A 20377-nucleotide genomic window follows, 5' to 3' on the forward strand; every position below is an offset into this window, starting at 1 on the left:
AACGACGAACGGCCCGGCGCGGGCCGGGCCGTTCGCGGTGAGGTGCTTACTTCTTCTGCCCCTGGCGCTTCTCGCGGATCTTCATGGTGACCTCGATGGGCGACCCGGCGAAGCCGAACTCCTCGCGGATCCGGCGCTCGATGAAGCGGCGGTAGGTCTCCTCCAGGAAGCCCGAGGTGAACAGCACGAACTTCGGCGGCTCCGTCGACGCCTGCGTGGCGAAGAGGATCTTGGGCTGCTTGCCGCTGCGGACCGGGGGCGGGGTCGCCGCGACCAGGTCGGTCAGGAAGGCGTTGAGCCTGGCGGTGGGCACCCGGGTCGACCAGGAGTCGAGCGCCTTCTCGATCGCGGGGACGATCCGGTCGACGTGCCAGCCGTTCTTCGCGGAGATGTTGATCCGCAGCGCCCACGGCACGCGGACGAGCTGGCGGTCGATCTCCTTCTCCAGGTAGTAGCGGCGGTCCTCGTCCAGCAGGTCCCACTTGTTGAACGCCACGACCATGCACCGGCCGGACTCGATCACCAGGGAGATGATCCGCAGGTCCTGCTCGGTCAGCACCTCGCTCGCGTCGATGAGCACGACCGCGATCTCCGAGCGCTCCAGGGCCCCCCGGGTGCGCATGCTCGCGTAGAAGTCGGCGCCCTTGAGCTCACGGTCGCGCCGCCTGATTCCGGCGGTGTCGACGAAGCGCCAGGTCTTGCCGCCGAGCTCGATCAGCTCGTCCACCGGGTCGCGGGTGGTGCCCGCCATCGGGTCGACGAGCACCCGCTCGGCGCCCGCCAGCTTGTTCAGCAGCGAAGACTTGCCCACGTTGGGCTTGCCGACCAGGGCGACCCTGCGCGGACCGCGCTCGGGGCCGAAGCGCTGCTCGGGCGTCTCGGGCAGCTTTTCGAGGATCACGTCCAGCAGGTCGCCGCTGGAGCGGCCGTGCAGGGCGGAGACCGGCTGCGGCTCGCCCAGGCCGAGGGACCACAGCCCTGCGGCCTCCAGCTCCATCTGCTGGTTGTCGACCTTGTTGGCGGCGAGGATGACCGGCTTGCCAGATCCGCGCAGTACGTGGCCGACGATCTCGTCCGCGTCGGTCACGCCCACGACGGCGTCGACCACGAACAGGATCACGTCGGCCAGCTCGGCCGCGATCTGGGCCTGCTCCGCGATCTTCAGCGCCATGCCGGTCGCGTCGGGGTCCCAGCCTCCGGTGTCGACCACCGTGAACCGGCGCCCCCGCCAGGTGGCGTCGTAGGTGACCCGGTCGCGGGTCACCCCCGGCACGTCCTCCACGACCGCCTCCCGGCGGCCGATGATCCGGTTGACCAGGGTGGACTTGCCCACGTTGGGGCGGCCCACCACGGCCACGACCGGCTGCGGGGAGGTGTCGGGCCCCGCCTCCCGCTGCGAGCTGTCATCGGTCCCTGAATCGGCGAGCTCCGCGTCGATCCAGCCGTTGTCGTCGTCGTATTCCCCGGTCACTCTTTTTCCTTAATTACACGCAGTATTTCGGCGATGACCTCTTCGAGGTTCAGCGCCGTGGTGTCGAGCTCGACGGCGTCGGCCGCCTTCGCCAGCGGGTCTGCCTTCCTGGTCGAGTCGAGGGTGTCGCGGCGGGCCATCGCGGCCCGCTGGGCGTCCACCGTGGTGCCGCTCAGCTCCGCCGTACGGCGCAGGGCCCTGGCCTCCGCGCTCGCGGTCAGGTAGATCTTGACCGCGGCGTCGGGCACCACCACCGTGCCGATGTCACGGCCCTCGACGACAATGCCGCCCGCACCGATGATCTCACGCTGCTCGGCCACCAGACGGCGCCGCACCTCGGGCACCGCGCTCACCGCCGAGACGGCCGCGGTCACCTCCGCGGTGCGGATCGGCGCGAGGGCGTCGACACCGTCGACCGCGATCACCGGCGCGTCCGGGTCGGTGCCCAGCGTGAGAACCGGGTCGAGCGCCCTGGCGGCGATCGCCTCGGGATCGGCGAGGTCGACGCCCCGCTGAAGCATCCACCAGGTGATCGCCCTGTACATCGCGCCGGTATCGAGATAACGCAGCCCCAGGGCTCGCGCCACTCCTCGCGACGCGCTCGACTTGCCCGATCCCGAAGGACCATCCATGGCGACGACCAGTCCGGTCACGACGCGCCTCTCCCTTACAGCCCGCTTCAATTGTCCGTACGAGGCTACCGGGATGCGGGAAGGAACCACGCATCGAACAGGGGCGCCCGCTCCGGAGATGAGCGGGCCTTACAGGACAGGCTCGCTCATGACGCGGCATGCGCGAGGCTCACCCGGACATGAGCGGGCCTCGCGAGAGATCACCCCGGGGTTCGGCGGCGGGCTCCGCCGAACCCTTGACGGATCATCGTGCGAACACCGCGTGATCACACAGGGGCGAGGATCACGGCAGGTGCCAGCCGTTCGCGCGCAGGGCCTCGGCCAGCGCCGTCACCGCCTCCGGTTGCACCCACAGATCGGCGGCGCCCAGCGGCAGGCCGGGGGCGTGCTCAAGCCTGACGTCCTCGATGTTGACGCCCGCCTCCTTGGCCACCTGGAACAGCCTGGCGAGCTCGCCGGGACGGTCGCCGATGATGACCTGGACGACCGCGTAGGTGCGCGCGGGACCGCCGTGCTTGCCGGGAATCCTGCCCGTACCCGCGACGCCCCGGTGCAGCAGATCGGTGACCCGGGTCATGGCGCCGGAATCGACGGAGGCCGCTGCGGCGCGCAGAGAGGCCGCCGCGGCGGCCAGGTCGGCCGCCACCGCCTCCAGCACCTCGGCCACCGGCAGCGCGTTACCCGACAGGATCCCGGTCCAGAGCCTCGGGTCGCTCGCCGCGACGCGGGTGACGTCGCGCACCCCGGGGCCGGCCAGGCCGAGCGCGGTGACCGGCGCCTCCGCGAGGCGGGCGGCCACCGCAGAGGCGGCCACGTGGGGGGCGTGCGAGACGACCGCGACGGCCCTGTCGTGCTCCTCGGCGGCGATCCTGACCGCCTCGCCCCCGCAGAGTTTGACGAGCCCGTGCAGGGCCTCCACGGCGTCCGGTGAGGTCTCCTCGGTCGGGCACAGCGCCCACGGGCGCCCGAGGAACAGGTCCGCCCGCGCCGCGGCGGGGCCCGAGCGCTCACGTCCGGCGAGCGGGTGCCCGGCGACATAGGTCGTCAGGTCGCAGCCGAGGCTCGCGGCCTCCCTGATCGGGAGCGCCTTGACGCTCGCCACGTCGGTGTAGAAACGGGCCGCTCCGGCGCCCTGCAGGGCGGCGAGCTGCCCCGCGACCGCCTGCGGCGGGATCGCGATGATCGCGATGTCCACGGTCACACCCTCGGCCCACTCGACACCGGCGCCCAGCTCCCGCGCCAGCCGCAGGGATCCCGCGTCGCGATCGGCCAGGTGGACGGCCACGCCCTGCTCGCGCAGGGCGAGGGCGATCGAGGTGCCGATCAGGCCCGTACCGACGACCAGGACGCTTTCAAGGCCGCTCACGCGCGTTCCTCCGAGGTGACTCCTCCGCTCCCTGAAGGGAGCGGCTTCTCGCTTCCCTCGGTCGAGGTAGGCGACGGCCAAGCCCTGACCGTTCCAAACACAGGAACGGTAACAGGGAGGCGACTCACCTGCCGGGTAAACCTGGCAGTCCCCTCGCCAAGAACGACGGTGACGCACGAGGAACTCACTGGGCGATGTCCACGCGAAGGGCGACCGCGCCACGAAGGTAGACGTGCTGGATGTCCTGGCGGGGCCGATCGACGTCGACGTGTGCCATCAGCCGCACCACGCGGGGCAGCGCGCCGGGAACGTCGATCTCGGAGGCGCAGATCAGCGGAACGTCGTGAAAGCCGAGCTTGCGGGCGGCCAGAGCGGGAAACTCCGCGGTGAGATCGGGCGTGGCCGTGAAGATCACGCTGATCACGTCATCGGTGGTGAGCCTGTTGCGCCCCATCACCTCCGTCACCAACTCGGTGACGCCGGAGAGGATCTCATCCCGGTCGTTGGCACCGACCTGGATCGCTCCTCGGATCGCCCGCATCATCGCCGCACCTCCACTTCACCGCGCCGGATCACCCTCAGGGTGATCCGGCGCGTCTCAACACACGTTTCAGGAAGGCTACAACCCGACGGCGGCGTAGAGCTCCCCGACTTCCGTGAGGGTGAGTGCCCGGACGGTACCCGGCTTGAGGCGGCCGAGCTTGACCGGGCCGAACTCGATGCGCGCCAGGTCGATGACCGGGTGCCCAACCTCCTCCAGCATGCGGCGGACGATGTGCTTGCGACCCTCGTGCAGCACGATCTCGACCAGGGCCTGCTGGCCGTGCTCCTGGACCAGGGCGAAGGAGTCGGCCTTGGCCAGGCCGTCCTCCAGCTCAATGCCCTTCTTCAGGCGGCGGCCGAGGTCGCGCTCGATCCGGCCGGGAACCTTCGCCCAGTACTTCTTCTGGACCCCGTAGCTCGGATGGGTGAGCCTGTTGGCCAGCTCTCCGTCGTTGGTGAGCAGGATGAGGCCCTCGGTCTCGGTGTCGAGGCGGCCCACGTGGAACAACCGCTCGGTGCGGTCGGCCACGAAGTCGGCCAGCGAGGGACGGCCGTCCGGGTCGGACATGGTGCTGACGACGCCGATCGGCTTGTTGATCGCGAGGTAGACCAGGTCGGGCATGGTCGGCAGGCGCTTGCCGTCGACGTGGATGACCTGCTTGGTGGGGTCGACCCGGGCGCCGAAGCGGCGGACCACCTGACCGTCGACCGTCACCCGGCCCTCGCCGATCATGTCCTCGCAGGCCCGGCGGCTGGCGACACCCGCCTGGGCGAGGACCTTCTGCAGCCGGATGCCGTCGGGGACCTCGGTGGTGTCGCGCTCGTCGGTGTAGTCGCGGTCGTAGAAGTCGGAGTCGCGCTTGGGCTGGCGGGCGGTCTTGAACCGGTCGTTCGCGATCGTCCCGGGCCTGAGCGGCGCCTTCGCCTGGGGGGCACGGTTGGCGGCCCGATCCGAGGGTGCGCGGCGCTCGCCGTACGCCTCAGCGCGGTTGCCGCCGATGGTCTGGACGTCGTCCCGGCGTCCGGTTCTGCCGAAGCGGCCACGGGAACCACCGGCGGGCGCGTCACCGCGACCACGGTCGGAGCCCGGCCTGCCACGCGAGCCGTCGCGCTCCGCGCGGAAACCACCGCGGTCGTCACGACGCGGACCGTCCGAACGGTAACCGCCCTGCGAACCACCGGAGGACGAACCCCCACGCTCATCGCGGCGCGGAGCGTCGGAACGGTAGCCGTCACGGTCGTCACGGCGCGGAGCGTCGGAACGGTAACCACCCTGGGAGCCGCCCGAGGGCCGCTCGTACCGGCTCCGCGAACCGTCACGCTCCGCGCGGAAACCACCGCGATCGTCACGACGCGGACCATCGGAGCGGTAACCACCCTGCGAACCGCCGCGGTCGTCGCGGCGGGGACCGTCAGAGCGGTAACCACCCTGGGAGCCGCCCGAGGGCCGCTCGTACCGGCTCCGCGAACCGTCACGCTCCGCGCGGAAACCACCGCGGTCGTCACGACGCGGACCGTCCGAACGGTAACCACCGGAGGACGAGCCACCACGGTCATCGCGACGCGGAGCGTCGGAACGGTAACCGCCCTGCGAACCACCGGAGGACGAACCACCACGATCGTCACGACGCGGACCATCGGAACGGTAACCACCCGAGGGCGAGCCACCGCGATCGTCACGGCGCGGGCCGTCGGAGCGGTAACCGCCCTGGGAGCCGCCAGAGGGCTTGTCATACCGGCTCCGCGAACCGTCACGGTCGGCGCGGAAACCACCGCGATCATCGCGGCGCGGACCGTCGGAACGGTAACCGCCCTGGGAGCCTCCACGGGAGGAGGAGGGGCCGCCTCGGGAGGAGCCGGAGGAGGATCCGCCTCGGGAGGACCCGCCCCGGAATCCACCGGACTGTGAGCCTCCACGGGGATTGCCACCGCGCGGGGCTCCGCCACGGCCTTGACCGCGTCCATCACCGGACGGGGTACTGCGCCTGCTGTTCACTTCTGCTCCTCTAGGGATTCCATGTCGTCGGGCAGGAAGGGCGCCAGCTCGGGAAGCTCGCCGAGCTCCCGCAGGCCCATCCGCTCGAGAAAATACGAACTTGTCCGGTAGAGCATGGCTTGGCTCTCCGGTTCGGTGCCGGCCTCCTCGACCAGCCCTCTCGTCATCAGCGTGCGCATGACGCCGTCGCTGTTGACACCGCGGATGGCCGCCACCCGGGCCCGGCTCACCGGCTGCCGGTAGGCGACCACGGCCAGGGTCTCCAGGGCGGCCTGGGTGAGGCGCGTCTGCTGGCCGTCGCGGACGAACCGCTCCACGAGCGGTGCGCACTCGGCCCGCGTGTAGAACCGCCAGCCGCCCGCGACCTCTCTCAGGTCAAAACCCCGCCCGGAAGCGGTATATTCCGCCGAAAGCTCACGAATCGCCCGGCTGATCTCGTGGACGGGCCGCTCCAGAACCTGGGCGAGAGTCACCTCCGCGACGGGCTCGTCGACCACCAGCAGGATGGCCTCCAGCCCGGCGCGCAGGTCCGGCTCGGCACTCGGGCCGACCTCGGCACGCGAACCGGCCTCGCCGAACGGTCCGGCCTCAGTGCGTGAACCGGGCTCGGCTCGCGCTTCGGGGTCGGCGTACGGTCCGGCCTCGGCACGCGGACCGGCCTCGGGTGCCAGGTCAGTCATCGGCGGGCTCTTCCTTCGGGCTGTTCAGGGTCTCGTCGTAGTCGTCGGCCACGGCGACGTCGCCGTCGTCACTGCCGGTCCAGGTCACGTGCAACTCCCCGAGAGGCTCCACCTGCTCGAAGGAGACGGCGGCCTCCCGGTAGAGCTCCAGGACGGCCAGGAAACGCGCGACGACCTCGAAGGTGCCGGCGCAGTCGGAGGTGAGGGCCCGGAAAGTCGCCCGGCGCAACCGCCGCAGCCGCTCGACAAGGATAACCGCCTGCTCGCGGACATTGGCGAGCGGTTGGTAGATGTGGGCCACCGAGACCGACGGGGGCGCCTTGGGGGTGAAGGCCCGCTGGGCGATCTCCGCGAGGCGGTCGGGGCCGATGCCGAGGATCAACTCCGGCAGCAGGCTCGCGAACTCGGCCTCCATCGGCACCGTACGGGGGAAGCGCAGCGCCTCCTCGGCCATCCGGCCCGAGAAGACCTTCACGACCTCCTTGTAGGCCCGGTACTGCAGAAGGCGGGCGAACAGCAGGTCACGGGCCTCCAGGAGGGCGAGGTCCTCCTCGTCGTCGACCTCACCCGAGGGCAGCAGCCTCGCGGCCTTGAGATCGAGCAGGGTCGCCGCGACGAGCAGGAAGTGACTCGTCTGGTCCAGATCCCACTCCGGACCCCTCGCCCGGATGTAGGAGATGAACTCGTCGGTGACCTGGCTGAGCGAGACCTCGGTGATGTCCAGCTTGTGCTTGGAGATCAGGCCGAGCAGGAGGTCGAAGGGGCCCTCGAAGACCTCCAGATGCACCTTGAAGGTGCCATCGTCGGTCTTCGGCGGCTCGGTCATCCCTGCATTGTCCCGCACCCGGAGGCGAGATCACTGCTCCAGCGCGGCCCACCTGGCCAGGACTTCCCTCGCGAGCTCGCGGTACGCGCTGGCGCCGAGCGAGGAGGAGTCGAAACTGGTGATGGGCTCACCGGCCACGGTGGCGTCGGGGAAGCGAACCGTCCGGTTGATCACCGTGTGGTAGACCTTGTCGTCGAACGCCTCGACGACCCGGGCCAGCACCTCGCGGCCGTGCAGGGTGCGCGCGTCGTACATGGTGGCGAGCAGGCCCTCGATGACCAGCTCGTCGTTGATGCGCTCCTGGACCTTGATGATGGTGTCCATGAGCAGCGCGACACCGCGCAACGCGAAGAACTCGCACTCCAGCGGCACCATGACGCCGTGCGCGCAGGCGAGCGCGTTGATCGTGAGCAGTCCCAGCGAGGGCTGGCAGTCGATCAGGCACACGTCGTACTCGGGCAGGAGGGGTTTGATCACCCGGCCGAGCACCTGCTCACGGGCGACCTCCGTGACGAGCTGGACCTCGGCGGCCGACAGGTCGATGTTGCTGGGCAGCAGGTCCATGCCCTCGACGCCGGTCTCCAGCAGCACGTCCCTGGCGGTGATCTGCCGCTCCATGAGGAGGTTGTAGACCGTCAGGTCGAGCTGGAGGGGGTTGATCCCGAGGCCGACAGAGAGGGCGCCCTGCGGGTCGAAGTCGACCAGCAGGACCTTGAGCCCGGCCTCCGCCAGCGCGGCGCCCAGGTTGATGGTGGTGGTCGTCTTGCCGACGCCGCCCTTCTGGTTGACCATGGCGACGACCCTCGCCGGCCCGTGCACCGTGCGCGGGGGCGGATCGGGGAAGACCGGTCGGGGACGTCCGGTCGGGCCGAGGACTCCCCCACTGCGAGGGGTCCCGGCGGTCTTGGTGTCGCCCCAGGGATTCTCGGGGTTTGCCGGGGTCGCTCCCCGGATAGAACCGTCGGCGGTCACAGTCACCAGTCGAACCTCCCTGACGGCCTCTAACCGGACCGTCCGGACGGACACTATGGCGTCAACACGTATGCGGCAAGGCGGCACGCCCGGACATAAGCAAGGTCAATCCCGCGTGCGCGAATGCGCCCCGGCATAGACCTCGCGGAGCTTGTCGACCGTGACCTGTGTGTACACCTGGGTGGTGGTCACCGAGGCGTGGCCGAGTAGTTCCTGAACCACCCTAACGTCCACACCCCCGTCAAGGAGGTGAGTTGCGAACGAATGTCGCAACATATGTGGCGACACTCCTTCGAGCCCGCCACGCTCGGCGGCACCCTGAAGGACCTCCCAGGCGCCCTGGCGGGTGAGCCGTCCGCCCCTGGCGTTGAGGAAGAGCCCCGAGGTACCCCGGCCGTGTGAGGCGATACGGGGCCGCGCGCGGGTGAGGTAGGCGCGCAGCGCCTCCTCCGCGAAGCCTCCCAGCGGCACCAGGCGGGTGCGTCCGCCCTTGCCGCGCAGGCACACCCGCCGGGCCTCGGCACCCAGCTCGACGTCGTCGACGGCGAGCCCCACGGCCTCGGAGATGCGCGCGCCGGTGCCGTACAACAGTTCGAGCAGTGCCCGGTTACGCAGTGTGAGCGGGGCTCCGTCCGGTCCCGAGGCGGCGATCAGGCGCTCGACGTCGCGGACGCTGATCGCCTTGGGAAGCCGCCTGAGCTGGCGTGGCGAGCGCACCTCGTGGGCCGGGTCGTGCCGGCAGACGCCCTGGCTCAGCGCGAAGCGGTGCAGGCCGCGCACCGCGGAGACGGCCCGCGCCGCCGAGGCGGCGACGAGGGCCTGGTGCTCGCCGTCGCCTTCCCTGAGCGCCGCCACGAAGGCGGCGACGTCACCCTCGGCGATCTGGCCGAAGGTGACGTGGCCGCGCCGCTTGAGATGTTCCACATATCGCAGGAGGTCACGGCGGTAGGAGGCCAGGGTGTTGGCGGCCAGGCCCCGCTCCACGGCCAGGTGGGCGAGGTAACTGGAGAGGACGGCCTCCGTCTCGCTCAGGGTGTCCTCCTGTCATGCCTCCGGTGCGTCGGCGGGCCGCAGTGAGGCGAATCCATCCGCCGAAGCGGCGTATGCGGCGAGAATACCGGTCACGGCTTGGGAATTGTGGATCATTCCCGCCATGGCACGCCGAACCGCGTCGGACAGGGGAATCCACACCACCGGCATGTCGGCCTCCTCATGCCGGTGGACGAAGTCGAGCTCCCCCTCGGGAATAGGGCTGACGTCCCTGGCGAGGAAGATCCGGGTGCGCTCGTCGCTCATTCCGGGCGAGACGAAGGTGTCGACCAGCGTGTGCCAGGTGTCCGCCCGGTAGCCCGCCTCCTCGGCGAGTTCACGGGCCGCCCCGACCCGCAGGGGCTCGCCCTCGACGTCGCGCAGCCCCGCGGGCAGCTCCCACAGCAGCCGCCGTGCGGGGTGGCGGTACTGGCGGATCAGCAGGACCCGATCCCTGTCGTCGAGGGCCACGACGGCCACGGAGCCCGGGTGGAGGACGTAGTCGCGATTGACGACCTCGCCGTCCGGCATCACGACCGCGTCGGTGACCCCGGTGATGACGCGGGCACGGAAGTGCTCGGTGGAGGAGACGACCTTCCATTCCTCGGAGGCGTCCACGATCTCCAGATCGTCCCGCCCCTCCCCAACTTCCTGAGCCGTCGAGATGTCCTGTCTCCTGTCGACCTCGTGAGCCTCCTGGGCCTTGCGGTCCTTCCCCGCACCCGCTCGCGAGCCGCTCACTTTCCCCGCCCCGCCTTGGCGACGGTGCCGCGGACGTCGGCGTACGTGAGGGCGGCACCGATCAGGCCCTTGAACAGCGGGTGCGCCCGGGTCGGCCGGGAACGGAACTCCGGGTGCGCCTGGGTGCCGATGAAGAAGGGATGGGTGCCGGCGGGCAGCTCGGCGTACTCCACCAGGCGGCCGTCGGGCGAGAGGCCGGAGAAGACCATGCCGGCCTTCTCCAACTGCTCGCGATAGGAGTTGTTGACCTCGTAGCGGTGGCGGTGGCGCTCGTCCACCTTCGCCATGCCGTACAGCCGGCGGGCGAGCGTGTCCTCCCCCAGCCTGGCCGGGTAGAGACCCAGCCTCATGGTGCCGCCCATGTCGCGCTCGCCGGAGACGACGTCCTCCTGGTCGGCCATGGTGGAGATGACCGGGTGGGTGGTCTCCGTGTCGAACTCGGTGCTTCCCGCGTCCTCGATGCCCGCGAGGTTGCGGGCGGCCTCGATGACCATGCACTGCATGCCGAGGCAGATGCCGAGCAGCGGGATCTTGTTCTCCCTGACGTGCCGGATCGCGCCGACCTTGCCCTCGATCCCGCGTACGCCGAAGCCGCCGGGGACCAGGACTCCGTCGACGCCGTCGAGCTCGCGGGCCGCACCCTCGGGGGTCTCGCAGTCGTCGCTCTTCACCCAGCGGATGTTGACGCGTGCGTCGTTGGCGAAGCCGCCCGCGCGCAGCGCCTCGGTGACCGACAGGTAGGCGTCGGGCAGGTCGATGTACTTGCCGACGAGCGCGATCGTGACCTCGTTGGCCGGGCGGTGCACCCGGCGCAGGAGCTGCTCCCACTCCTTCCAGTCGACGTCCCTGAAGGGCAGGCCCAGACGGCGCACCACGTAGGCGTCCAGGCCTTCGGAGTGCAGGACCTTGGGGATGTCGTAGATGCTGGCGGCGTCGATGGCGGAGACGACCGCGTCCTCGTCCACGTCGCACATCAGGCTGATCTTGCGCTTGAGCGAGTTGGTGATCGGCCGGTCGGAACGACACACGATCGCGTCGGGCTGGATACCGATGCTGCGCAGCGCGGCGACCGAGTGCTGGGTCGGCTTGGTCTTCAGCTCGCCGCTCGGCCCGATGTACGGCAGCAGCGAGACGTGGAGGAAGAACACGTTGTCACGGCCGACCTCGTGGCGGACCTGGCGGACGGCCTCCAGGAAGGGCAGCGACTCGATGTCGCCCACGGTGCCGCCGACCTCGGTGATGACCACGTCCACCTCAGGCCCGGCCATCGACCGGATGCGGTCTTTGATCTCGTTGGTGATGTGCGGGATGACCTGCACGGTGTCACCGAGATACTCGCCGCGGCGCTCCTTGGCGATGACGTTGGAGTAGACCTGGCCGGTGGTCACGTTGGCCGAGCCGTGCAGCTCGGTGTCGAGGAAGCGCTCGTAGTGACCGACGTCGAGGTCGGTCTCCGCGCCGTCGTCGGTGACGAACACCTCACCGTGCTGGAACGGGTTCATGGTGCCGGGGTCGACGTTGAGGTAGGGGTCGAGTTTCTGCATGGTGACCCGCAGGCCGCGCAGCTTGAGAAGGCGCCCGAGGCTGGAGGCCGTCAGTCCCTTCCCGAGACTGGAGGCGACGCCGCCGGTGACGAACAGATGCTTGGTGTGTGCGGCGCTGCGCAAGAAGGCTCCCGTGGTCGTTACAGATCGTCGGCTCACCCTTGTGAATGGCCTACAGGTCCACGGGCTCTCAGAATATCAAACGGTGCAGGCGAACTGCCCTAACAACCCCCCACCCGCATTTTTCTCAAACCCAACCAAGCGGTAATTTGATCCGTTATGTCACTTCATGGTGTGGTAAGGCGGGCCATGGGCAGCCTCGTGCACCGGCTCTGGGCGGCGGTTCGCGCGGCCGGCACCATCACTCCCGTCAGCCCCGCCGGATACCGCTTCAGGCGCCTCGGCGAGGGCGCCTGCCTGTCGTTCCCGCCCGGAGCCATCTTCGGCGAGGCCTGGATCGAGATCGGCGACCACACCCTGATCGGCGAGCGGGTCTCCATCTCTGCGGGGATGGGCCCCGGGGTGGACCTGGGTCCGGACTCGATCGTACGGATCGGCGGAAGCTGCTCCATCGGCAGGGGCACGCACATCGTGGGCCACCAGTCGATCGACATCGGCGACGACGTCTTCACCGGCCCGTACGTCTACATCACCGACCAGAACCACGTCTACGACGATCCGGAGGCACCGATCGGCCGCCAGTGGCCGCGCAACAACCCGGTTTCCATCGGGTCGGGATCGTGGCTGGGCACCGGCGCGATCATCCTGCCCGGCACCCGGATCGGCAGGCAGTGCGTGGTGGCGGGCGGGGCGGTGGTGCGCGGGGAGTTCCCCGACCACAGCGTGATCGCGGGCATCCCCGCCAAGGTGGTGCGCCACTACGTACCCGGCCAGGGGTGGCTACCGCCCCACCTGGACGCCGTGGAGAACGCGGAAACAGTGGACGCCATGGAAACGGCGAGGACTGTAGAGGTCACGAGGGTCACGAGGGTCACGGAGGGCATGGAGGGCATGGCCCTCGGGGTCTCGGGGCCAGCGGAGGGCATCGACACCGAGACCGGAGTGATACCCCGGGAGGGGACGGGTCGGGATCGATCGACGGCCGGTAACCGTTGAAGAGGGAGAGAGACACTACGGAGGTGCGATGCTCGCGGCACTGACGGGCCTTGGACTCTCCACAGCGGCCGGGCTCAACGCCTACATCCCGCTGCTGGTGGTCGGCCTGCTCGCCAACTTCACCGACCAGGTACGGCTGCCGCAGGAGTTCGCCTGGCTGTCCAACGGCTGGGTGCTCGGGATCATCGGCGTGCTGCTCCTGGCGGAGTTCGTGCTCGACAAGGTCCCGGTGGTCGACAGCGTCAACGACATGATCCAGACCGTCGTCCGCCCCGCCTCGGGCGGCGTGGTCTTCAGCGCCACCGAGGCCGCGGCCCGGCTGGACGGCTCCACCTGGATGAGCCACAACCCCTGGCTCAGCTGGGTCCTGGGGATCGCGATCGCCCTGACCGTACACACCATGAAGGCGGTCACCAGGCCCGTGGTGAACACCACCACGGCCGGGGTGGGCGCACCCGTGGCCAGCACGGTCGAGGACGCCGGATCACTGGGCATCGCCCTGGTTGCGATCTTCCTGCCGGTCCTGGTCATCGTGATGGTGGCGGGACTGGCGCTGTTCGCCTGGTGGGCGACCCGCAGGATACGACGACGGCGGCGAACGGCCGTCCCGAGCCCACGATGAGAGCGCGTCCGCGCGTCCGCGTCACGGGCCACACCGGACATCACGCCGCCCCCCTCGGCACAGACGGTGCCGTGGCACCCGTCACGGTCGGCGCCGTGTCCCTCACCACACGCGATGCCGTGGCACCCCTCACGGTCGGTTCCACGCCCTCCGCCGGGTGCGTGGCCCCCCTTACCGCGCCGACCGGCTCCACGCGGCTCTACGCCCGCGCGAGGATCGCGGCGCGGGCTATGCTCGAAACATCCCGTCCAGTCCCCGCAGGGAGGTGGCTCCGATCGGCGATTTCCTCATCGTCCTGATGGTGATCCTGCTGTTCTTCCTTCTCCTGGGAGCGGCCGGGATCTACCTGCTGGTCAAGATCGGCAAGAAGGCCACAAAGAAGGCCAGGAGCGTCTCCACCAGGGTCGCCGACCACGTGGCGGCGATGGGCACCGGCGACGCCGCGGAGACCGAGCGGATGCGCCTCGACCTGCGGCGCGAGGTCTCCCTCACCCGCCAGGCCGTCGACCACGCGCTGCGCGACGGCTGGGGCCTGGGCGACCTGCCCCACCTCGTGGCCGAGATCGAGGTGCACGCCGAGCAGCTCGACGCCCAGCTCGCCCACTACGCCCAGGAGCGCCGGGTCTCGCCCTACATCGACCACACGGCGCTGGACCGCCTGCGCGAGCACCACGCCAAGCTGACCACCTCCTGCGCCAGGATCAGGGCCGACCTGCGCAACGACCAGATGGCGCACTCGGCCGGGAGCATCGACGCGATCCAGGGCCGCACCGACCTGGAGATCGAGGCGCGCCGCCGCGCCCCCGACCCCCTGGAACAGATCGACGAGCTCTACAACCGCACGATGGTCAACCGCGCCCGCCCCGACGACTCCCGCTGATCCCCTCGCTGTGGTCCCTTCGTGAAGGGACCACAGCCGGGCAGGCCATCGGCGAAAACCGTCGGCGTCCCCTTATGGTCACCGCATCTCGAACACCCACACGCCATACACGGTGAGTGTCAGGATGACTCCGTCAGGTAATGTTTCCGGGTGTCGCCGAAGGAGGTTCTCTGATGACAGCCGTTTTCCCCGAGTGGTTCTACCCGGGGCCGGCAGGCGGGTGGACCGCCGACATGCTCGATCATCTCCCCCCCGGTGCGCCCCGGCATGTCGAACTGATCGACGGGTCGCTCATCATGATGTCTCCGCAGACCACTTTTCACATGCTCATGCTCAGACTTCTCGAAAGAGAGCTCACACCACCTAACGATCTCGCCGTCGTCCGTGAGATGACCGTGACTCTGGGGATGAGACAGCGACCCGAGCCCGACATCATGGTGGTGGCGAGCTCCGCCCTGACCAGCCTGAGAACGACCTCGTTCAAGCCTGAGGACGTGCACCTGGTGGTCGAGGTGGTCTCCCCCGAGTCGCTGGAGCGAGACCGCACCACCAAGCCGATCAAATACTCCGGCGCCGGGATCAGGCACCTCTGGCGCGTGGAGCAGGAGGACGACAAACCCGTCGTCTACACCTTCGAGCTGGAACCCTCCGTCAAGGCCTACGTCCCCACGGGCATTCACCGGGGGCGGTTGAAGACGGACATCGGCTTCGACGTCGATATCGATCTCGACCTCGGAAGGTTCATCGGCTCGGGAGGCTCGTGAATCAGGAGACCCCCGCCTCGCGCATGTCCCGCACCTCGCGTTTGAGCTCCTTGATCTCGTCGCGGAGCCGGGCGGCGACCTCGAACTGCAGGTCGGTGGCGGCCTGGTGCATCTGCTCGGTGAGCGACTCCATCAGCGCCTCCAGCTGAGCCCTGGGCATCTCTCCGGCGATCGCCCTGGCGTGCTGGCCCGCCTGCTTGATCGCGAACCCCGGGACGGGGGCCTTGCCACGCGACTGCTGACGGCCGCTACCGCCGAGGAGCTGGGCGGTGTCGGCGTCCTCGCGGTTGAGCGAGTCGAGGATGTCGGCGATCTTCTTGCGGAGCGGCTGCGGGTCGATGCCGTTGGCCTCGTTGTAGGCGATCTGCTTGGCCCTGCGGCGGTTGGTCTCGTCGATCGCCCGCTCCATGGAGGGGGTGACCCGGTCGGCGTACATGTGCACCTGGCCGGAGACGTTTCTGGCCGCGCGGCCGATGGTCTGGATCAGGGAGGTCTCCGAACGCAGGAAGCCCTCCTTGTCGGCGTCGAGGATGGCCACCAGCGAGACCTCGGGCAGGTCGAGGCCCTCGCGGAGCAGGTTGATGCCGACCAGCACGTCGAACTCGCCCATCCGCAGCTCGCGCAGCAGCTCGATGCGGCGCAGGGTGTCGACCTCGCTGTGCAGGTAGCGGACCCGGATGCCGAGCTCCAGCAGGTAGTCGGTGAGGTCTTCCGACATCTTCTTGGTCAGCGTGGTGACCAGGACCCGCTCGTCCTTCTCCGTACGGGTGCGGATCTCGTGGACCAGGTCGTCGATCTGCGACTTGGTCGGCTTCACGATCACCTCGGGGTCGATCAGCCCGGTCGGCCGGATGACCTGCTCGACCACGTCACCCTTGGAACGGCCCAGCTCATAGGAGCCTGGGGTGGCCGACAGGTAGACCGTCTGGCCGATCCGCTCCAGGAACTCCTCCCACTTCAGCGGGCGGTTGTCCATCGCGGAGGGCAGGCGGAAGCCGTGGTCGACGAGCGTGCGCTTACGGGAGGCGTCTCCCTCGTACATCGCGCCGATCTGCGGGACGGTCTGGTGGGACTCGTCCAGGACCAGCATGAAGTCTTCGGGGAAGTAGTCGAGCAGGGTGTTGGGCGCGCTGCCCGGGGTGCGCCCGTCCATGTGGCGCGAGTAGTTCTCGATGCCGGAGCAGGTGCCGATCTGGCGCATCATCTCCAGGTCGTAGGTGGTGCGCATGCGCAGCCGCTGGGCCTCCAGGAGCTTGCCCTGGCGCTCCATCGTCTCCAGGGTCTCGGCGAGCTCGGCCTCGATGCCCCGGATCGCGCTCTCCATCCGCTCGGCGCCCGCGACGTAGTGGGAGGCGGGGAAGATGTAGAGCTCGGTGTCCTCGGTGATCACCTCGCCGGTGAGCGGATGCATGGTCGCGAGCTTCTCGATCTCGTCGCCGAACATCTCGATCCGGACGGCGAGCTCCTCGTACTTGGGAATGATCTCGACGGTGTCGCCGCGCACCCGGAAGGTGCCCCGGGTGAAGGCCACGTCGTTGCGGGTGTACTGCATGTCGACCAGGCGGCGCAGCAGGGTGTCGCGGTCGATCTCCTGGCCGACCCTGAGCCTCACCATGCGGTCGACGTACTCCTGCGGGGTGCCGAGGCCGTAGATACAGGAGACGGAGGCCACCACGATCGTGTCGCGGCGGGTCAGCAGCGAGTTGGTCGCCGAGTGGCGCAGCCGCTCGACCTCCTCGTTGATCGAGGAGTCCTTCTCGATGTAGGTGTCGCTCTGCGGGACGTATGCCTCGGGCTGGTAGTAGTCGTAGTAGGAGACGAAGTATTCGACCGCGTTGTTGGGCATCATCTCGCGCAGCTCGTTGGCGAACTGGGCGGCGAGCGTCTTGTTGGGCTGGATGACCAGGGTGGGCCGCTGGAGGCGCTCGATCAGCCAGGCGACCGTGGCGGTCTTGCCCGTGCCCGTGGCGCCCAGCAGGACGTTGTCCCTGTCGCCGGCCGTGACGCGCCGTTCAAGCTCGGCGATCGCGGCGGGCTGGTCGCCCGAAGGGGTCATGTCGGTGACGACCTCGAAGGGTGCCACCTTGCGCTGCAAATCTGTTACCGGCCTCACCTGTCCCACTGTAGGTGGCGTGACCGACAATTCTTCTTCACAGGTCCACGTACGAGTGGGCAGGTGTCAACCGCGTGGCAAGCGATCCGCAAGTGGGGTCCCCTTTACTGTCCCGCGTGCCAACGATCACAAAGCGTGATATATCGAGCTCTCGACGTATCCCGAACCTGGAGGTGTGATGTCCCGCCCAAGAGAAGCCATGCAGTACGCGAGAGCCGCGGCGCAAGCCATAGGACAGGGAGGCGACGTGCGCCAGGTGGTCGGACAGGCCGTGGGGCAGTACGCCGGCCAGTCCGCGGGGCAGTACGCCGGGCAGGTGGCCGAGCAGGTCACCGGACAGAGGCAGGCCAGAGGCACCGAGTCCGTCGGCGACAAGGGCTTCGCGCTCAACCCCTCCGACTTCATGGCCGCCCGTGATCAGGGTTCCTCCATGGGCACGATCATCGAGGCCCGCAGCGCCGCCCTCAACGAGGCCGGGGAGATCGTCAACCAGAGCTTCAGCGGCAGGGGCCCGGCCGGGGAGCCGGTCCACGTCATCTCCCCCGTGGTCATCCCCAAGAGCACCACCGCCAGGGTGGTCGTCCCGCTCGTCGTACTGGCCGGGCTCGGCCTGGTCGGGCTCGTCGCCACCGGGCTGCCCGACGGTTTCCGCGTGCTGTTCGGCCCGCACTACTGGGCCGTGCTGGTGCTGGCCGCGGCGTTCCTGTGGTGGCGCAGGAGCGTGGTCATGGTGCCCGAAGGGTGCAAGGCACTGATCACGAAGTTCGGCAAGCTCGTGACCATCGCCGAACCCGGCCGGGTGACGCTGTTCAACCCGTGGAAGCGGGTCAGCTACATCGTCAACACCACCCGCGAGTATCCCTTCAACGCCCCCATCCGCGAGGCTCCCACCCAGCAGGGAGTCAAGGCGAGCGTCGACCTGTTCCTGCAGTTCCGGATCGAGAACCCCGCCGAGTTCATCTTCGTGCTCGGCTCGGTGAGCGGTTTTCAGGCCAAGCTGCAGAACGCCATCAGCGAGGTCACCCGCTCCCTCATCTACGCCCAGCGCGCCGAGGAGATCTACGACCTGGTGGGCGAGAGCACCATGGGCATGCTGGACAGCCTCAACCATCAGTTCCTGCCCGCCGTGCGGCTCACCGACGTCAACATCACGCACGCCGAGCCCTCCAGCCAGGAGTACCGGATGGACCTCGCCGCTCCCGAGATGATCAGGGTCGCGAAGGAGGCGTACACCTACGAGTACGAGCTGCAGCTGCGCAAGGAGCAGAACGAGGGCGACCTGATCAGGGAGCTCGCCGGGCTGCAGGAGCAGCTGTCGGCCATCCACGCCGAGATCGCCGGGCACCAGGCCAGGATCGACACCGCGCTGGAGCGCGCCTCCCACCAGGCCAAGGCCCAGGGCGGCCAGCGGCTGGTGGAGGCGGAGTCCACCGCGAAGGCGAACGCGGCACTGCTGGAGGCCCAGGCGCTGGACATCCGCTCGCTGAGCGCCGCCGAGGCGCCGGAGATCCTCGACTACCGCTTCCAGCAGGACCTGCTCGACAAGCTGGAGTCCGTCGCCTCGCACCTGCCCCGCCTGGTGCAGGTCGGCGACACCGTCGACATCGACCTGCTCACCCTCGCCAGGCAGCTGGTCGGCAACCCCGAGGCCCAGCTGTTCTCCCAGGCGGACATGGCCGCGATCAGGGCACGGATGACCGAGATCGGCGACCGCGTCGAGAGGCGCGGGGCGGAGATCAGCTCCCTTCTCAACCCGCCCGCCGACACCACCGTCCCCATCCCCGTCCCCGTCGCGGGACGCGTCGCGCAGGAAGAAGAGGTCTGATGAGCGGCAGAGAGTTCTCCAAGATCAAGGAATCCCTCGCCTCCTGGTCGGAGATCCGCCAGCTGCTGCGCGGCGGAGAGTCCGGCCAGCTGGTCCCCGTGGTGATCCCCAAGGACCGCCGCGGCTTCGCCTGGGTGACACTCCTCTTCTTCTCCCTGTACCTCGCCGGTACGGCGGCGTTCGCCGGAGGGGCGCTCTCCTTCCTGGCCGCGATCGGAGCGGTGTTCTCACTGATCGTGGCGCTGGTGTGGCTGTGGCGCCGGGCGATCATCGAGATCGAGGAGGGCACCACGGGCGTGCGCAGCCGGTGGGGCGCCATCGTCGGCACGCTGCCCCCCGGGCGCCACTACCTGTGGCTGCCGTGGGACCGGGTGGACGCGGTGGTCGACACCTCCACCGAGATCCCCTACTCCGCGCCGATCGTGGCCTGCCCGACGGCGGAGAACGTCCCGCTCAAGTCGATCGAGTTCTTCCTGAAGTTCCGCATCGTCGACCCGGTGGCCTTCGTCCGTACGATCGGCGCCGGCAACTTCGACCTGGTGCTCAGCAGCGCCGTACAGGACGCCATCCGCCAGCGCAGCCGCCGGGTGAACACCGAGCGCGCCTACGACCTGCGCGGCTCCGACGTCGGCGACATGCAGGAGCTCCTCACCCGCCAGCTCGGCCGGTACGGCGTGCGCATCACCGGCGCCAACATCCCCGACGTGCAGCTGCCCGACCAGTACCAGCAGCACCTCGCCACCCGCGAGAAGGTCGCCAAGGAGCTGTCGGCCTTCGAGCGCGAGTGGGAGCTCACCCGCAAGCGCAGGATCGACACCCTCCTGATGGAGATCGAACGTTCCAAAAAGACGCGGGACGCGCGTATCGTCGAGGTCAGAGCAGCCGCCAACACCGCGCGTAAGGACGTCGCCCGCATGCTGGAGGAGCACGAGACCGAGGCGCAGCGGGTGCGCTGGGAGATCGAGGCGAAGGGCCGGGCCGAGCTCACCTCCGCCGAGAACGAGGCGAAGGGGCTGCGCAGGCTCGCCGACTCCTACCGCGACAACCGCGCGGTGCTCCAGTACGAGCTGGCCCGCCGCAGGCTCGACGTGGGCGCCAAGCTCGCCGACAGCGCCCCGCGTCCCGTCGTCGTCCGCACCTCCGGCGCCTCCGGCGACCCCTCCGTGCTGTCCACCATGCTTCTGGCCCAGATCCTGCCCGAGCTGAGCAACGGCAACGGCCAGACCAAGCCACAGAGTCAAATCCCCTGATGAGAAA

Annotated in this window: 18 protein-coding genes; 6 read left to right on the forward strand and 12 right to left on the reverse strand. The window is 69.2% G+C overall.

Translation table 11 applies throughout. From position 1 onward, the window contains the following. Positions 1–46 precede the first annotated feature (46 nt). The 11 genes from der to ABZ664_RS11320 all read right to left on the reverse strand — a co-directional run bounded on the left by der (position 47) and on the right by ABZ664_RS11320 (position 11923). Positions 47–1471: a ribosome biogenesis GTPase Der gene (gene der / locus ABZ664_RS11270; RefSeq protein WP_362506607.1), complete on the reverse strand. Its 1425-nt coding sequence runs from the start codon at positions 1469–1471 to the stop codon at positions 47–49. After that, positions 1468–2124: a (d)CMP kinase gene (cmk, locus tag ABZ664_RS11275; protein WP_362506610.1), complete on the reverse strand. Its 657-nt coding sequence runs from the start codon at positions 2122–2124 to the stop codon at positions 1468–1470. The genes der and cmk overlap by 4 nt, the downstream gene beginning before the upstream one ends. A 262-nt stretch (positions 2125–2386) precedes the next feature. After that, on the reverse strand, positions 2387–3469 hold the full coding sequence (locus tag ABZ664_RS11280) for a prephenate dehydrogenase (RefSeq protein WP_362506613.1): 1083 nt from the start codon (positions 3467–3469) through the stop codon (positions 2387–2389). Positions 3470–3653: 184 nt separating this feature from the next. After that, positions 3654–4013: a chorismate mutase gene (gene aroH, locus ABZ664_RS11285; protein WP_350948236.1), complete on the reverse strand. Its 360-nt coding sequence runs from the start codon at positions 4011–4013 to the stop codon at positions 3654–3656. Positions 4014–4088: 75 nt separating this feature from the next. Beyond that, the gene (locus ABZ664_RS11290; protein ID WP_362506617.1) at positions 4089–6008 is read right to left on the reverse strand and encodes a pseudouridine synthase; all 1920 of its coding nucleotides are present in this window, start codon (positions 6006–6008) and stop codon (positions 4089–4091) included. After that, complete coding sequence (gene scpB / locus ABZ664_RS11295; protein ID WP_362506620.1) at positions 6005–6688, reverse strand: SMC-Scp complex subunit ScpB; 684 nt, start codon at positions 6686–6688, stop codon at positions 6005–6007. Before scpB ends, ABZ664_RS11290 begins: the two co-directional genes overlap by 4 nt. Then, positions 6681–7514, reverse strand: coding sequence for a segregation/condensation protein A (locus ABZ664_RS11300; RefSeq protein WP_362506622.1), 834 nt, complete (start codon positions 7512–7514; stop codon positions 6681–6683). The genes scpB and ABZ664_RS11300 overlap by 8 nt, the downstream gene beginning before the upstream one ends. 30 nt (positions 7515–7544) lie before the next feature. Further along, entirely contained in the window at positions 7545–8492 is a 948-nt protein-coding gene (locus tag ABZ664_RS11305) for a ParA family protein (RefSeq protein WP_350948232.1), read from the reverse strand. Between the two features lie 99 nt (positions 8493–8591). Further along, complete coding sequence (locus tag ABZ664_RS11310) at positions 8592–9518, reverse strand: tyrosine recombinase (protein WP_362507257.1); 927 nt, start codon at positions 9516–9518, stop codon at positions 8592–8594. Positions 9519–9530: 12 nt separating this feature from the next. Further along, positions 9531–10142 (reverse strand): NUDIX hydrolase, encoded by a 612-nt coding sequence (locus ABZ664_RS11315; RefSeq protein WP_362507260.1) that lies wholly within the window; start codon positions 10140–10142, stop codon positions 9531–9533. A gap of 110 nt (positions 10143–10252) precedes the next feature. Next, positions 10253–11923, reverse strand: coding sequence for a CTP synthase (locus ABZ664_RS11320; RefSeq protein ID WP_362506626.1), 1671 nt, complete (start codon positions 11921–11923; stop codon positions 10253–10255). 186 nt (positions 11924–12109) lie between these two features. Here ABZ664_RS11320 and ABZ664_RS11325 point away from each other — a divergent pair, with 186 nt between their 5' ends. The 4 genes from ABZ664_RS11325 to ABZ664_RS11340 all read left to right on the forward strand — a co-directional run bounded on the left by ABZ664_RS11325 (position 12110) and on the right by ABZ664_RS11340 (position 15182). Beyond that, complete coding sequence (locus ABZ664_RS11325) at positions 12110–12916, forward strand: acyltransferase (protein ID WP_362506629.1); 807 nt, start codon at positions 12110–12112, stop codon at positions 12914–12916. 28 nt (positions 12917–12944) lie between these two features. Continuing rightward, positions 12945–13538, forward strand: a complete 594-nt coding sequence (locus ABZ664_RS11330) for a DUF4126 domain-containing protein (RefSeq protein ID WP_362506632.1) — start codon at positions 12945–12947, stop codon at positions 13536–13538. 265 nt (positions 13539–13803) lie between these two features. Next, positions 13804–14418: a hypothetical protein gene (locus ABZ664_RS11335; RefSeq protein ID WP_362506635.1), complete on the forward strand. Its 615-nt coding sequence runs from the start codon at positions 13804–13806 to the stop codon at positions 14416–14418. Positions 14419–14591: 173 nt separating this feature from the next. Next, a complete protein-coding gene (locus ABZ664_RS11340) occupies positions 14592–15182 on the forward strand; it encodes a Uma2 family endonuclease (protein WP_362506638.1) in 591 nt (196 codons plus the stop codon). A 1-nt stretch (position 15183) separates the two neighbouring features. Here the strand turns inward: ABZ664_RS11340 and uvrB are convergent, their stop codons facing one another. Next, positions 15184–17295, reverse strand: coding sequence for an excinuclease ABC subunit UvrB (uvrB, locus tag ABZ664_RS11345; protein WP_362506641.1), 2112 nt, complete (start codon positions 17293–17295; stop codon positions 15184–15186). A gap of 178 nt (positions 17296–17473) precedes the next feature. Between uvrB and ABZ664_RS11350 the strand changes: the two genes are divergently transcribed. Continuing rightward, positions 17474–19120 (forward strand): SPFH domain-containing protein, encoded by a 1647-nt coding sequence (locus ABZ664_RS11350; RefSeq protein WP_362506644.1) that lies wholly within the window; start codon positions 17474–17476, stop codon positions 19118–19120. Next, positions 19120–20370, forward strand: coding sequence for an SPFH domain-containing protein (locus ABZ664_RS11355; RefSeq protein ID WP_362506647.1), 1251 nt, complete (start codon positions 19120–19122; stop codon positions 20368–20370). Before ABZ664_RS11350 ends, ABZ664_RS11355 begins: the two co-directional genes overlap by 1 nt. The last annotated feature ends 7 nt before the right edge of the window (positions 20371–20377 follow it).

The sequence above is a fragment of the Streptosporangium sp. NPDC006930 genome, assembly GCF_040635605.1.
GTDB lineage: Bacteria > Actinomycetota > Actinomycetes > Streptosporangiales > Streptosporangiaceae > Streptosporangium.